Below are 14,461 nucleotides of genomic sequence, written 5' to 3' on the forward strand. Positions count from 1 at the left end.
GCCCCACTTCCCAACGCCACGTTGGCCGGTGTTTAGTCCGGCCATGGCTTTCACCATCCGCCAATTGCAGTTCTTCGTCGCCGTTGCCGAGCAGGGCACCGTCTCGGGCGCCGCGCAGAACCTGTCGATTTCCCAGTCCTCGGTCACCGAGGCGATCAAGGAACTGGAGAGCGATCTCGGCGTCGAGCTCTTCGAGCGCCATCCACGTGGCCTCAACATCACCCACAAGGGCCACCAGTTCCTGCGCCACGCGACCAAGATCCTGGCCGACGTTTCCGACGCGCGCCGCTCTTTCTCCAGCGAGCAGGCCGCCGCTGGCGGCCGTCTGCAGCTCGGCGTCACCTCGCTGGTCGCCGGCTATGTGCTGTCCGACCTGCTCGCCCGCTACCGGCGCGCCTATCCCGGCGTCGAGGTCTCGGCAATCGAGGACAATGGCGATTATCTCGAGCACCTTTTGGTCGGCGGCAAGCTCGACATCGCCGTCATGGTGACGTCAAACCTGCGCGACCGCACGGCGCTGCAGTCGGAAATCCTGGAAGTCTCGGCCTACAGGCTGTGGATTCCGCTCAGCCACAGGCTCGCCAGCGCCGACATCATCGGGGTCAATGACATCGTCTCCGAGCCGCTGATCATGCTCACGGTCGACGAAATCGAGGAGAACACCGGCAAGCTGCTGTCGGCGATCGGCGCCAGGCCGCATGTCGCCTTCCGCACCCGCTCGGTCGAGGCAGTGCGCAGCCTGGTCGCCACCGGCGCCGGCGTGGCGCTGCTGCCCGACCTCGTCTACAGGCCCTGGTCGCTGGAAGGCGACCGCATCGAATCGCGCGACGTTTCCGGCTCGCTGCCGGTGGTCCAGGTCGGCACGGTGTGGCGTCGCGGCTCCGCCCTGCCGCAGGCGGCTCGCGATTTCATCGGCCTCGCGCAGTCGCAGCGCATGGTGCGCCAGCGGCCCTGAAAAGAGCAGTTCCAGGAAAAGTGTGGAGCGGTTGGGTTCGGCGACTTCGCCCTAGCCTTCCGTCTGGAATTGCGTCAAACAAGTATCGGTAAAACCGATATCGGCCTTCTGATAAATGAATTTGCGAAACCGGATTTTTCAAAGCACCTTTCGCTCAGGGAACAAAGCCGCGCCCTGAGAGCGCTGCTGCCCCTAGCAATGGGAGATCGACGATGAATGCATTCCTGAAGTCGTGCACGGCGCTGACTGTCGCGCTGACTTTTTCCGGTCAGGCCATGGCCCAGGTCAAGGAACTCGGCAAGGGCGAGGGCGAGGTCAACATCGTTGCCTGGCCCGGCTATATCGAGCGCGGCGAGACCGACAAGAATTACGACTGGGTGACGGCTTTCGAGAAGGAAAGCGGCTGCAAGGTCAACGTCAAGACCGCCAACACCTCGGACGAGATGGTCTCCCTGATGAACGAGGGCGGCTTCGACCTGGTCACCGCTTCGGGCGATGCTTCACTGCGCCTCGTCGCCGGCAAGCGCGTGCAGCCGATCAACACCGATCTCATCCCGAGCTGGAAGACCGTCGACGACCGGCTGAAGGACGCGCCCTGGTTCACCGTCGACAAGGTCCATTACGGCGTTCCCTACCAGTGGGGTCCGAACATCCTGATGTACAACACCGAAGTCTTCAAGGAAGCGCCCAAGAGCTGGAACGTCGTCTTTGAGGAAATGAAGCTGCCCGACGGCAAGTCGAACAAAGGTCGCGTCCAGGCCTATGACGGCCCGATCCACATCGCCGATGCCGCCAACTATCTGATGTTCCACAAGCCGGAGCTCGGCATCAAGGATCCTTACGAGCTCAACGAAGACCAGTACAAGGCGGCGCTCGAACTCTTGCGCACGCAGCGCACGCTGGTCGGCCGTTACTGGCACGATGCCGCGATCCAGGTCGACGACTTCCAGAACGAGGGCGTGGTCGCTTCCGGCTCATGGCCCTATCAGGTCAATACGCTGGTCGCCGCCAAGAAGCCGGTCGCCTCGACCGTGCCGGAAGAGGGCGTCACCGGCTGGGCCGACACCACCATGATGGAAGCCGACGCCGCCCATCCGAACTGCGCCTATATGTGGCTCGAGCATTCGCTGTCGCCGAAGGTCCAGGGCGACGTTTCGGCCTGGTTCGGCTCGCTGCCCGTCGTACCCGCCGCCTGCAAGGGCAACGAGTTGCTCGGCGACGAGGGCTGCAAGACCAACGGCTACGATAATTTCGAAAAGATCAAGTTCTGGAAGACGCCGGTGTCGAAATGCGCCAGCCAGAACGACCAGTGCGTGCCTTATTACCGCTGGGTGTCTGACTATATCGGCGTCATCGGCGGCCGGTGAGCTCCCTTGCCCTCCTCCTTGTGGGGAGGGTCGACGCGTAGCGTCGGGGTGGGGGTCAGCATGGACGTTGGCGCCTACCACCCCCACCCGCGGCTTCGCCGCGACCTCCCCATCGAGGGGAGGCAGGGCGCCGTGCGAACTCGCCTTCGTTTAACCGGCAACTGAACTGACTGGGCCCATGACCTCTGCCGTTTCCTTCAAACAAGTCTCGCGCCATTTCGGCAGCGTGCGCGCCGTCGACGCCGTCGATCTCGACATCGTGCCCGGCGAGTTCTTCGCCATGTTGGGGCCGTCCGGTTCCGGCAAGACAACGTGCCTCAGGCTGATCGCCGGCTTCGAGCAGCCGACGACAGGCTCGATCTCCATCTTCGGCGAGCGCGCCGAAGGCGTTCCGCCCTATCGCCGCAACGTCAACACCGTCTTCCAGGACTATGCGCTGTTTCCGCATTTGAATGTGCTCGACAACGTCGCCTACGGCCTGATGGTCAAGGGTGTCGGCAAGGCCGAGCGGCTGAAGGCGGCTGAGGAAGCGCTTTCGCTGGTGCGCCTGCCGGGCTACGGCGCGCGCCGTCCCGGCCAGCTCTCCGGCGGACAGCGCCAGCGCGTGGCGCTCGCCCGAGCGCTGGTCAACCAGCCCAAGGTGCTTTTGCTCGACGAGCCGCTCGGCGCGCTCGACCTCAAGCTGCGCGAGAACATGCAGGAGGAATTGAAGTCGCTGCAGAAAGTGCTTGGGATCACCTTCGTCTTCGTCACCCACGACCAGGGCGAGGCGCTGTCCATGGCCGACCGCGTCGCCGTCTTCAACGACGGCAGGATCATGCAGGTCGGCACGCCGGAGGATATCTACCAGCGGCCGAACACGCGCTTCGTCGCCGATTTCGTCGGCTCGTCCAATGTGCTGCCGCCGGATTTCGTCCAGCGCTATTCCGGCCAGCACCGTTGGGGGAGCTTGCGCCCGGAGTCGATCCGCGTTTCAGGCGCGGCAAGCGGCGACGGCGTTGCTGCCCGCCTTGTCGGCACGAATTATCTCGGCGCGACGACCAGGCTCGCGCTCGATGCCGACGGGCTGCGGCTGCATGCCATGGTGCCGGCGGGAACGGCGCTGCCGGCGGAGGGTGAAGCGGTGGTGCTGACCTTCAACCGCGACAGTCTGCATCTGATGGACGAGCCGGCATGAGGAAGGTTTGCGCGAGGCGCCCCCCTCTGGCCTGCCGGCCATCTCCCCCTCTAGGGGGGAGATCAGCAGTTTCTCGGCCTCGCCAATCCTGTCACGTTGGCAATTGGCGAAAGCGGCCGCGACATCCAATCTCCCCCCTTGAGGGGGAGATGTCCGGCAGGACAGAGAGGGGGGCGAAGGATCGCGGCCTCTCCCTTGATCCCGTTCAACACGCGGCGGCGCCATGACCATCGCCACTGTTCAATCCAACCCTACGCCCGCCATACTGCCCGGCAGCGGCGGCATGCGCGGCGCGTTCTCCGACCTCTTCTGGCGCCGCCCAAAACTCCTGCTGCTGCTCATGTTGCTGCCGCCGCTTCTCTGGCTGGGCATCGTCTATATCGGTTCGCTGTTCGCGCTGCTCCTGCAGAGCTTCTTCTCGATCGACGAGTTTTCCGGCCTCATCAACCGCGAGTTCACGCTGAAGACCTATGGCGACCTGTTCCAGGCCGCCAATCTCGACATCATCCTGCGCACGGTGACGATGGCGGCGCTGGTCACGCTTGCTTCGGCAATCATTGCTTTCCCCATCGCCTATTATGCGGCGCGCTATGCGCGCGGCCGCTGGAAGGCGCTGTTCTATCTCGGCGTCATGCTGCCGCTGTGGTCGAGCTACCTGGTCAAGATCTATGCCTGGAAGCTGATCCTCGCCAAGGAAGGCATCCTCACCTGGCTGCTCGCCAAGCTCAACCTGCTTTGGCTGCTCGACGGCTGGCTGTCGCTCCCCGTTGTCGGCGGCAACTCGCTGTCGGTCTCCTTCACCGGCACGTTCATCGTCTTCGTCTATGTCTGGCTGCCCTTCATGATCCTCCCCGTTCAGGCCGCGCTCGAGCGCGTGCCCGGCAATCTGGTCGAGGCTTCGTCCGATCTGGGCGCCTCGCCGGGACAGACCTTCCGCAACGTGCTGTTCCCGCTGGCGCTGCCCGGCATCGTCGCCGGGTCGATCTTCACCTTCTCGCTGACGCTCGGCGACTACATCATCCCGCAGATCATCGGCACCTCGCGCCTCTTCATCGGCCAGGCCGTCTATTCGCAGCAGGGCACCGCCGGCAACATTCCTTTGGCCGCCGCCTTCACCGTGGTGCCCATCGTCATCATGGGCTTCTATCTCTGGGGCGCCAAGCGCATGGGGGCTTTCGATGCGCTCTGACCGTGGTCAATCTGCTCCGCTCGGCCTGAAGATCGCCGCCGCCTGCGGCCTGCTCTTCCTGCATTTGCCGATCTTGCTGATCTTCGTCTACGCCTTCACGACGGAAGAGAAGAGTTTCGTCTGGCCCCCGCCGGGGCTCACCACGCAATGGTTCGCCGTCACCTGGAACCGGCCGGATGTCTGGGAGGCGCTGTCGCTGTCGGTCCGTGTCGCCGCCATCTCCACGGCGATCGCGCTGGTGCTCGGCACGCTCTGCGCCGCGGCCGTCTCGCAGACGCGCTTCTTCGGCCGCGAGGCCATCTCTTTGCTGGTCATCCTGCCAATCGCGCTGCCCGGCATCATCACCGGCATTGCGCTGCGCTCGGCCTTCGCGCTCGCCGACATCCCGTTCTCGTTCTGGACGATCGTGCTCGGCCACGCAACCTTCTGCGTGGTCGTCGTCTACAACAACGCCGTCGCCCGCTTCCGCCGCACGTCGGGCTCTATGATCGAGGCTTCGATGGATCTCGGCGCCGACGGTTTTCAGACCTTCCGGCATGTCGTGTTGCCGAACATCGCAACCGCGCTGCTTGCCGGCGGCATGCTCGCTTTCGCGCTGTCCTTCGACGAGGTCATCGTCACCACCTTCACCGCCGGCCAACAGCAGACCGTGCCGATCTGGATGCTGGAGGAACTGATCCGCCCGCGCCAGCGCCCGGTCACCAATGTCGTGGCCATGGTCGTCGTGCTGGTGACGCTGCTGCCGATCCTCTTTGCCTATTACCTGACCCGCGACGGCGATCAGATTGCGGGCAGTGGAAAATGAAAAACAGCGAATAGGGAGTAGCGAATAGCAAATAGCGAATAGGGAAATCGATGGCCAAACCCTACTCGCTATTCGCTACTCCCTATTCGCTCCTGTTAAGGGAGAAATCCAATGGACACCCAAATGCTGATCGGCTCGAAATTCGAGAAGGGCACCGAGGCCGAGGAGCCGATCCTCAATCCGAAAACCGGGGCGACGATCCTCAACCTGCCGGAGGCGAGCCCCGCGCAGATCGAGGCTGCCGTTAGTGCCGCCGAACGAGCGTTCGTCAGTTGGTCGCGCACCACGCCGGCGCAGCGCTCCGGCTACCTGCTCAAGATTGCCGACCGCATCGAGGCCGAAGCGAAGGAGTTCGCCGCGCTCGAGGCGCTGAACTGCGGCAAGCCGATCAATGCCGTGCTCAATGACGAGATTCCGGCGATCGTCGACTGCTACCGCTTCTTTGCCGGCGCGATACGCTCGATGCCCGGCCAGGTCGCGGGCGAATACCTGCCTGGCCACACCTCGATGGTGCGGCGCGATCCGATCGGCATCGTCGCCTCCATCGCGCCCTGGAATTATCCGCTGATGATGATGGCCTGGAAGCTGGCGCCGGCCATCGGCGGCGGCAACACGGTGGTTTTCAAGCCGTCGGAGCAGACGCCGCTGACGACGCTGAAACTGGCGAGGATCCTTTCCGAGATCCTGCCCGAAGGCGTCGTCAATGTCGTGCTCGGCCGCGGCGACAGTGTCGGCAACACGCTGATCAACCATGCCAGGGTCAACATGATCTCGATCACCGGCGATGTCGCTACCGGCAAGAAGGTGCTGCAGGCGGCCGCCAAGTCGGTCAAGCGCACGCATCTGGAGCTCGGCGGCAAGGCGCCGGTCATCGTCTTCGACGACGCCGACCTCGGCGCCGTGGTCAACGGCCTGCGCGCCTTCGGCTACTACAATGCCGGCCAGGATTGCACCGCCGCCTGTCGCATCTATGCCGGCAAGAAGATCTACGACAAGCTCGTCGCCGACCTCTCCTCCGCTGTCTCGACCATCAAATACAATCAGCCGGACGATACGGACAATGAGATCGGACCGCTGATCTCGCGTCGCCAGCGCGACCGTGTGTCGAGCTTCGTCGAGCGTGCTTCGGAACTGAAGCACATCGAGATCACCACCGGCGGCAAGCCGGGCGAGGGCTCCGGTTTTTATTACCAGCCGACCGTCGTTGCCGGCGCGCTGCAGGAAGATGAGATCGTGCGCCGCGAAGTATTTGGCCCGGTCGTTTCGGTCACTCGCTTCGCGGATGTCGACGAGGCGGTGAGCTGGGCGAACGACAGCGACTACGGCCTGGCCTCGTCGGTGTGGACCAAGGACGTCTCGCGCGCCATGGCGACCGCCGCCCGCCTGCAATATGGCTGCACCTGGATCAACACCCACTTCATGCTGACCAACGAGATGCCGCATGGCGGCCTGAAGCAATCCGGCTACGGCAAGGACATGTCGCTCTACGCACTGGAGGATTACACCGCCGTGCGGCATGTGATGGTGGCGCATGGGTAGGCTCCTTTTTACCTCTCCCCTTGTGGGAGAGGTCGGATTGCCCCGATTTGCTCTTCGCAAATCGGATGGCAATCCGGGTGAGGGGTAGCTTGGCGCCAAGCTGGAGCACCCCTCATCCGTCTCGGCGCGGCGCGCCGAGCCACCTTCTCCCACAAGGGGAGAAGGCCGGGGCGGCGCTCAGGCCACTACTCCACGATCCGGAAGATCGTCCATTTGCTGGTGCCCGACACCACATAGGGTTCCAGCTCCTTGCCCCATTTGGCATGCGCGTCGATCTTGGCGATCTTGGCGAAGAACTCCTCCAACTGGGCCAGGCTTTCGACCTGGTGGTGCGCCTCGATCGTCGCTTCGCGCGCGCCCACGGAACCGGTCATGAGCTGGAACTTCATGTCGGCGAGCCCGACCTGCGAGCCGATCTCACGCTCCCATTTGCGCATCAGCTCGAGCGCGGTCTGCTTGTGACCGAACTTGGCGTCGATCTGCCATCTTGCGCTGAACATTTTGGTTCTCCTCCCTGATTTGCGGTTGAGCCCGCGGTTGATCTATTCGTCCCAAGCCTGCACGACGGTCTGGCGTGCGATACGGCCGTTCTTCAATTCCAGCATCGCCGCGCAGAACACCTTCGTGCCGTCCGGATAGGCGCAGGCCTGGGTGAAGGCGAGGCTGTCGCCCTCGGCGATCGTGGTGTCGACCTTGTGGGTCATCGCCCGGCTGCAGATGTCGTCCCAGAAGGTGCTGATCGCCGCCCGGCCGCGGATCTCGCGCGGCTTGCTCGGCGGATTGTTGCGGTCGATCACCCGCACCAGCGCGTCGTCATTGTAAAAGCTCGACAGGAGCTTGCCGTCACGGCCTTCGATCGCCTTCTTGATCGCCGCGCCGTCCACTGTCTGTGTCTTGGTCAGCATGTCATCCTCCATGTGCCCGTCTTCTCGATCGGGCTGTTGACGAGGGAAGGACTGTCCGGCGATCATCGTCGGGCAGGGATTTCGTTCACTGCGACTTGGCCTTGACGGCCGCGAACACGTCGTCTGTCTGTTTCTTGAAGGTCGCCAGGTCGACCTGGCTGCCGTTGAGCATCGTCGACCAGTGGCGCACGATCGCCGCCATGGCCACCGCCTCCTTGATTTCCTCGTCGCTCGCGCCGTTGAGCTTGGCGGCCTCGGTGTGGAAATAGATGCAGTACTGGCAGGGAATCTGCGCGGCGACCGCAAGGCCCATCAGCTCTTTGGTCTTGCCGTCGAGCGCGGTCTTGGGGTTGAGCTGCACGCCCTTGATCTCGGCCCAGGCGCCGGCGACCGCGACGTCCGGCAAGGTCTTGAACATGTCGGGCACCGAGCCGAGGGTGGCCTGGATGTCCTTGTAGGCGGCGCTGGCCGAAGCGTCTTCGGCATGCGCCGGGGTGATGGCCAGCAATGCGCCCGCGGCGAATGCCAGCAATCCGATCTTGCGACTGAGTTTCAGCATTTCATCCTCCATTTCGCAGCGCCCTTTCGGCGACATCGCCCGGCCTGCATGGGGAGAATTGATATCGCTTGTGGCGGCCCCGGCGCTTCCCCCGAAAGCGCCATGGCTCTCATGGCCCGTCCGGGCCAGTGTGCCTCGCCGAAAATGCCGCCGCCGCCGCCCGCGACGGCAGATCGAGCTTCAATAGAATGTTGGCGACGTGCCGCTTGACCGTGTGCTCGCTGAGGCTGAGCTCGGCGGCGATCGCCGCATTGCTCTTGCCATTGGCGATCAGGTTCACCACCTCGCTCTCGCGCGCCGTCAGCGCGGGCGGCTCGGCCGGCCTGGCCCTGGGCCGGCAGGCGGGCTCCAGATGCTGCTCCGACGTCGCCAGAACCGCCGGCATGGGCTCGTCCAGCTCGTCGAGGCTGACGCGGCCGGCATCGACGAAATGCAGGCCGGACCCTGTTGCGAGATCGGCGACCAGCCGCGAGGCGAGGATGTCGCCGCGTCCGGCATGCGTGGCGAGCTGCATCGTCACCCGCGCCGTCAGCCCGACCGGCTGGCCGCGCATTTCGATCTCGCCGACATGCACGCCTTGCGCGCTCGCCACGCCGATCTGCTGCGCCGCCTCGCGCAATGCCGCGGCGCAGCGCACGGCGCGCGCCGGCCCATCGAAGCGCGACATCATCAATTCGCCATGCGTGCCGGCCGTGCGGCCGCCATGGCGGCCGACAAGAAGCCGCCAGGTTTCCTGGAAGCGCTGGCTGCGCTCGCTCCACATGCGATCGCCGAGCCTGGCCGTGTCGTAGATGCGCGTCGCCAGCAGCGCTGCCAGCACGCGCTCGGTGTCGGCCACCGCGGGCTCGCCGGTGAGGCATTCCTCGATCAGGTCGGCCACGCGATCGACATCGCCGGTCCAGATCGGATGATCGCGCCCGACTATCTCGACCAGCCGGGCATGCGGGATCTTCTTCGCCAGGAAGCGGCTGGCGTCAGGATCGACACGGACGTCGTTGCGGCGATGGATGATCAGCGTCGGCGCGCTGATCATCGCCAGGATGCCGCGCACATCGATATCGGCGTTCATGCAGGCAAGCGCCGCCGCGGCAGTCGGGCTGGCAGAAAGCCGCTCGAACCGGGCCCACCACTGGGCGAAATGCGCATCGTCCACCCGGCCAGGCGCGAAATTGGGCAAGGTGGCGCCGGTGCCCCACGACGTCTCCGCCGTCTCGATGAAGGCCTCCAGCCGCTCCGGCGGCATCACCCATTTGTGGAAATGCGCATAGCCGCCATAAAGCACCAGCGCGCGTGTCCGCTCCGGATAGGTGGCGGCGAACAGCATCGCCATCGGCGCGCCTTCCGAGGCGCCGAGGATCGCTGCCCGGCCGCTGCCGGCCGCGTCCATCACCGCGCGGACGTCGTCCATGCGGGCCTCTAAGCTCGGCAGATGACGGGCATCGACACGGTCGGAGAGCCCGGTGCCGCGCTTGTCGAACAGGATGAGCCGCGAGAAAGCCGAAAGCCGTTTCAACAGGCGGCTGTAGCCTTCGTCTTCCCAGTGCAGGTCGAGATTGGAGATGAAGCCCGGCACGAACACAAGATCGAACGCGCCTTGGCCGACCACCTGATAGGCGATCCGCACGTCCCCGCTGCGGGCATATCGCGTCTCGATCGGCCTCACGAGTTCTTCCGCCCGGCCCGACGATTTTCCGATCGTCAAACATAGCAGAGCCGCGCAGCTAGCGGCAGCTTAAATTTTAGCAGAAAGAAATGTAAGGCAGCCCGGTTGCTACGCTATTTTTGCGAAGCGGCGATATCGGCCGGGAACGCCGCAAGCCCAAGCTTCATGTCGGCCTCCGCGGGGCTGATCGGCCGCTTGATCCTGGCCGAGGCAGCGACCACGAGCTCGTCGAAATTCTCGGTGCCGGCGTCGAGCATCTCGAAGAACTGGCGCCGCATCCGCGGCTCCCAGAACTTGTTGATGTGCTCGGCAACGCCGGCAATGCCTTCCTCGCGCGGTTTCGAATGGAAGAAGGTGGCGATCTGGTTGGCCATGCGCACCAGCTTCTCCCTGGTGCTGGTGATGTGGTCTTCGTCATGCGACATGCTTGGCAACTCCGGAAGCCACCCGTTCAGGGTGGGTGAAAATATCGAAATCGTCGCCGCGAACCAGCGCCACCAGCGTCATGCCGGCGGCCTCGGCCGTGCGGATGGCAAGCGCGGTCGGCGCCGAAACCGCCATAATGATCGCGGCGCCGATGGCGGCCGTCTTCTGCACCATCTCCACCGAGACGCGCGACGTCACCACGACGGCGCCGCTCGCACCGTCGATGCCGGCCCTGGCCAGCGCGCCGGCCAGCTTGTCCAGCGCGTTGTGACGGCCGACATCCTCGCGCGCCATGACGATGCCCTTGCCTGGAACGTAGAAGCCGGCGGCATGCACTGCGCCGGTCTCTTTGTGCAGCGGCTGCTGCTTCGACAGCAGGCGGACGGCGCTTGTTATATCGTCAGATTGAAGCGTAAGTCGCGATGCACCAACGGCGTCGACCGAGCGCATCGCCTCCTCGATGGATTCGATGCCGCACAGCCCGCAGCCGACCGGCCCGGCCAGCCTGCGCCGCCGCGCCTGGAAGCGCGTGTTGGCCTTGTCCTTGAGCCGTATCTGGATGTCGATGCCGGCGCCGAGATCCTCGACCTCGATCGCCTCGATCTCTGCCGGGCCGGCAATGATGCCTTCGGTCAGCGAGAAGCCGAGCGCGAAATCCTCGAAATCGGCGGGGCTCGCCATCATCACCGCATGCGTCGTGCCGGCATAGGAGAACGCCACCGGCGTCTCTTCCGGCACCATGCGGTTCGCGGCCGCGGTGCCGCCGGCGCGATGCGCGAGGCGAGAGATCTGGGAAATGGCGGGACGTTCTTTCGTCACGAGGCGCGCCTCCCTGCACTGCCCACCCTTCGCAGCAACTCGCGCCTTTCCTCTCCCCCGTCGATTGGGGGAGAGGTGTCGAGCGAAGCTCGATGGAGTGAGGGTCGATCAGCCGTCAAGATTGAAGCTCTTGCCTCGACACACCTACTCCGCCGCCTGCAGCGGGGCGATGCGCCGGCTCTGCTTGGCCTGCTCGTTATAGTCCTTCTGCCAGTCGGTCGGGCCGTTGGATGGCGCCACCTGCACGGCGGTGACCTTGTATTCCGGACAGTTGGTCGCCCAGTCCGAGAAGTCGGTCGTGATGACGTTGGCCTGCGTGTCGGGGTGGTGGAAGGTCGTGTAGACGACACCGGGCGAGACGCGGTCGGTGATCAGCGCGCGCAGCGTGGTTTCGCCCGAACGGCTTGCCAGGCGCACCCAATCGCCTTCGTGCACGCCGCGGACTTCGGCGTCGTGCGGATGGATCTCCAGCCGGTCCTCGGCATGCCATGCGACGTTTTCGGTGCGCCTGGTCTGCGCGCCGACATTGTATTGCGACAGGATACGGCCGGTGGTCAGCAGCAGCGGATAGCGCGGACCGGTCCGCTCGTCCGTCGCCACATATTCGGTGCGGATGAACTTGCCCTTGCCGCGCACGAAGCCGTCGACATGCATGATCGGGGTGCCGAGCGGCGCCTTCTCGTTGCAGGGCCACTGCACCGAGCCGACGCGGTCGAGCAGCTCGAACGAGACGCCGGCGAAGCTCGGCGTCGTCTGGGCGATCTCGTCCATGATCTGCGAGGGATGGGTATAGTTCCAGTCGAGTCCGATGGCGCGGGCAAGCTCCTGGGTCGCTTCCCAGTCGGCATAGCGCGCCTTCGGCTCAATGACCTTGCGCACCATGTTGATGCGGCGCTCGGCATTGGTGAAGGTGCCGTCCTTCTCGAGGAAGGTCGAACCCGGCAAGAAGACGTGCGCGTAGTTCGCCGTCTCGTTGAGGAAGAGGTCGTGCACGACCACGCATTCCATCGCGGCGAGGCCGCCGGCGACATGCTTGGTGTCGGGATCGGACTGCAGGATGTCCTCGCCCTGGATGTATATGCCCTTGAACGAGCCGTCGACGGCGGCGTCCAGCATGTTGGGGATGCGCAGGCCCGGCTCATCGTCCAGCTTCACGCCCCACAGGCTCTCATAGATGTCGCGCACCGCTTCGCCCGAGATGTGGCGGTAGCCCGGCAATTCATGCGGGAACGAGCCCATGTCGCAGGAGCCCTGCACGTTGTTCTGGCCGCGCAGCGGGTTCACGCCGACGCCCGGACGGCCGATATTGCCGGTGGCCATAGCGAGGTTGGCGATGGCGATCACCGTGGTGGAGCCCTGGCTGTGCTCCGTCACGCCGAGGCCGTAATAGATCGCGCCATTGCCGCCCTTGGCATACATGCGCGCGGCACCCCGGATCAGTTCCGGATCGACGCCCGAGAGCTTGCCGACGGTTTCGGGACTGTTTTCCGGCAGGGCGACGAAGGATGCCCAGTCCTGGAACTCGGCCCAGTCGCAGCGCTCGCGGATGAAGGCCTCGTCGAACAGGCCTTCGGTGACGATGACATGTGCCAGCGCCGTCAGCACCGCCACGTTGGTGCCAGGCTTCAAGGGCAGGTGGTAGTCGGCTTCGATATGCGCCGACTTGACCATTTCGGTGCGGCGCGGATCGAGCACGATCAGCTTGGCGCCCTGGCGCAGCCGCTTCTTCAGCCGCGAGGCGAAGACGGGATGGGCGGAAGCCGGATTGGCGCCGATGATGACGGCGACATCGGTGAACTCGACCGAATCGAAATCCTGCGTGCCGGCCGATGTGCCGTAGGTCTGGCCGAGCCCGTAGCCGGTCGGCGAGTGGCAGACGCGCGCGCAGGTGTCGACATTGTTGTTGCGGAAGCCCTGCCGCACCAGCTTCTGGACGAGATAGGTCTCCTCATTCGTGCAGCGCGAGGACGTGATGCCGCCGATTGCCGTGCGTCCATACTGATACTGGATGCGGCGGAATTCCTTCGCCGTATGGGCGATCGCCTCTTCCCAGGTCACTTCGCGCCACGGATCGGTGATCTTTTCGCGGACCATCGGCGACAGGATGCGGTCCTTGTGCGTGGCATAGCCATAGGCGAAACGGCCCTTGACGCAGCTATGGCCGTGGTTCGCCTTGCCGTCCTTGTAGGGCATCATGCGGATGACCTCGTCATCCTTGACTTCGGCCTTGAACGAGCAGCCGACGCCGCAATAGGCGCAGGTGGTGACGGCCGAGCGCTCCGGCATGCCCTTCTCGAGCACGGTCTTCTCGCGCAGCGCGTCAGTCGGGCAGGCCTGCACGCAGGCGCCGCAGGACACGCATTCGGAAGCGATGAAGTCCTCATGCATGCCGGCGACCATGCGCGATTCGAAGCCGCGGCCCTCGATGGTCAGCGCGAAGGTGCCCTGCACCTCCTCGCAGGCGCGCACGCAGCGCGAGCAGACGATGCACTGTGCCGGATCATAGGTGAAATAGGGATTGGATTCGTCGCGGGCGATGTAGTCGACCGCCAGCGAGCCGTGGCCGGGCGCGACGCCGCCTTCTTCCTTGACGTGGTTGCGGCCCTCGACACCATAGCGGTTCTCGGTGAGGCCGACCGACTTCGCCACCGCGTCGAACTCGCTGGCGCCGGTTCCGGCCTTTTCGTTCCAGCCCATCGGGTGGTCGGAGACATAGAGTTCCATGACGCCGCGGCGGATGGCGTCGAGCCGGTCGGACTGCGTGCGCACCACCATGCCTTCGCCGACTGGCGTCGTGCAGGAAGCCGGCGTGCCGCCGCGCCCTTCGATCTCGACCAGGCAGACGCGGCAGGAACCGAAAGAGTCCAGCATATCGGTGGCGCAGAGCTTCGGGATCTCGACGCCGCCTTCCATGGCCGCGCGCATGATCGAGGTGCCTTCCGGCACGGTGATGCTTTGCCCGTCGACTGTCAGGGTCACCTGCTTCGTCGCTTTCGACTCCGGCGTGCCGTAGTCGATCTCTTCGATGAGTGTCGGGAAGTCGGCCTTGATGTTCAT

13 protein-coding genes are annotated in these 14,461 nt (G+C 64.8%); 6 read left to right on the forward strand and 7 right to left on the reverse strand.

What is annotated here, in order from left to right:
• The first annotated feature begins 43 nt into the window (after positions 1 to 43).
• The 6 genes from LB552_RS05715 (at position 44) to LB552_RS05740 (ending at position 7,032) form a co-directional block, all read left to right on the forward strand.
• A complete protein-coding gene (locus LB552_RS05715) occupies positions 44 to 955 on the forward strand; it encodes a LysR substrate-binding domain-containing protein (RefSeq protein ID WP_140629159.1) in 912 nt (303 codons plus the stop codon).
• A 212-nt stretch (positions 956 to 1,167) separates the two neighbouring features.
• Entirely contained in the window at positions 1,168 to 2,322 is a 1,155-nt protein-coding gene (locus tag LB552_RS05720) for an ABC transporter substrate-binding protein (RefSeq protein ID WP_224602651.1), read from the forward strand.
• Positions 2,323 to 2,500: 178 nt separating this feature from the next.
• A complete protein-coding gene (locus LB552_RS05725) occupies positions 2,501 to 3,499 on the forward strand; it encodes an ABC transporter ATP-binding protein (RefSeq protein ID WP_224602653.1) in 999 nt (332 codons plus the stop codon).
• A 223-nt stretch (positions 3,500 to 3,722) separates the two neighbouring features.
• Complete coding sequence (locus tag LB552_RS05730; protein ID WP_224602662.1) at positions 3,723 to 4,688, forward strand: ABC transporter permease; 966 nt, start codon at positions 3,723 to 3,725, stop codon at positions 4,686 to 4,688.
• Complete coding sequence (locus LB552_RS05735) at positions 4,678 to 5,493, forward strand: ABC transporter permease (protein WP_140629170.1); 816 nt, start codon at positions 4,678 to 4,680, stop codon at positions 5,491 to 5,493. The genes LB552_RS05730 and LB552_RS05735 overlap by 11 nt, the downstream gene beginning before the upstream one ends.
• Before the next feature lie 111 nt (positions 5,494 to 5,604).
• Positions 5,605 to 7,032, forward strand: a complete 1,428-nt coding sequence (locus LB552_RS05740; RefSeq protein WP_140843902.1) for a gamma-aminobutyraldehyde dehydrogenase — start codon at positions 5,605 to 5,607, stop codon at positions 7,030 to 7,032.
• Positions 7,033 to 7,217: 185 nt separating this feature from the next.
• Here the strand turns inward: LB552_RS05740 and LB552_RS05745 are convergent, their stop codons facing one another.
• The 7 genes from LB552_RS05745 to fdhF form a co-directional block, all read right to left on the reverse strand.
• Positions 7,218 to 7,532, reverse strand: a complete 315-nt coding sequence (locus tag LB552_RS05745; RefSeq protein WP_095766062.1) for a hypothetical protein — start codon at positions 7,530 to 7,532, stop codon at positions 7,218 to 7,220.
• A 42-nt stretch (positions 7,533 to 7,574) separates the two neighbouring features.
• Positions 7,575 to 7,937 carry a nuclear transport factor 2 family protein gene (locus LB552_RS05750; RefSeq protein WP_027166011.1) on the reverse strand — a complete coding sequence of 121 codons (363 nt, stop codon included), beginning with the start codon at positions 7,935 to 7,937 and terminating at the stop codon, positions 7,575 to 7,577.
• An 85-nt stretch (positions 7,938 to 8,022) separates the two neighbouring features.
• Positions 8,023 to 8,496: a carboxymuconolactone decarboxylase family protein gene (locus LB552_RS05755; RefSeq protein WP_095766213.1), complete on the reverse strand. Its 474-nt coding sequence runs from the start codon at positions 8,494 to 8,496 to the stop codon at positions 8,023 to 8,025.
• A gap of 109 nt (positions 8,497 to 8,605) precedes the next feature.
• Complete coding sequence (locus tag LB552_RS05760) at positions 8,606 to 10,159, reverse strand: alpha/beta fold hydrolase (protein WP_224602664.1); 1,554 nt, start codon at positions 10,157 to 10,159, stop codon at positions 8,606 to 8,608.
• 113 nt (positions 10,160 to 10,272) lie between these two features.
• Complete coding sequence (locus tag LB552_RS05765; RefSeq protein ID WP_224602666.1) at positions 10,273 to 10,584, reverse strand: formate dehydrogenase subunit delta; 312 nt, start codon at positions 10,582 to 10,584, stop codon at positions 10,273 to 10,275.
• Positions 10,574 to 11,404 carry a formate dehydrogenase accessory sulfurtransferase FdhD gene (gene fdhD / locus LB552_RS05770; RefSeq protein WP_224602672.1) on the reverse strand — a complete coding sequence of 277 codons (831 nt, stop codon included), beginning with the start codon at positions 11,402 to 11,404 and terminating at the stop codon, positions 10,574 to 10,576. The genes LB552_RS05765 and fdhD overlap by 11 nt, the downstream gene beginning before the upstream one ends.
• 144 nt (positions 11,405 to 11,548) lie before the next feature.
• Positions 11,549 to 14,461: a formate dehydrogenase subunit alpha gene (fdhF, locus tag LB552_RS05775; protein WP_224602675.1), complete on the reverse strand. Its 2,913-nt coding sequence runs from the start codon at positions 14,459 to 14,461 to the stop codon at positions 11,549 to 11,551.

Origin of the sequence: Mesorhizobium sp. CA7 (assembly GCF_020165015.1) — a bacterium.
Lineage (GTDB): Bacteria > Pseudomonadota > Alphaproteobacteria > Rhizobiales > Rhizobiaceae > Mesorhizobium.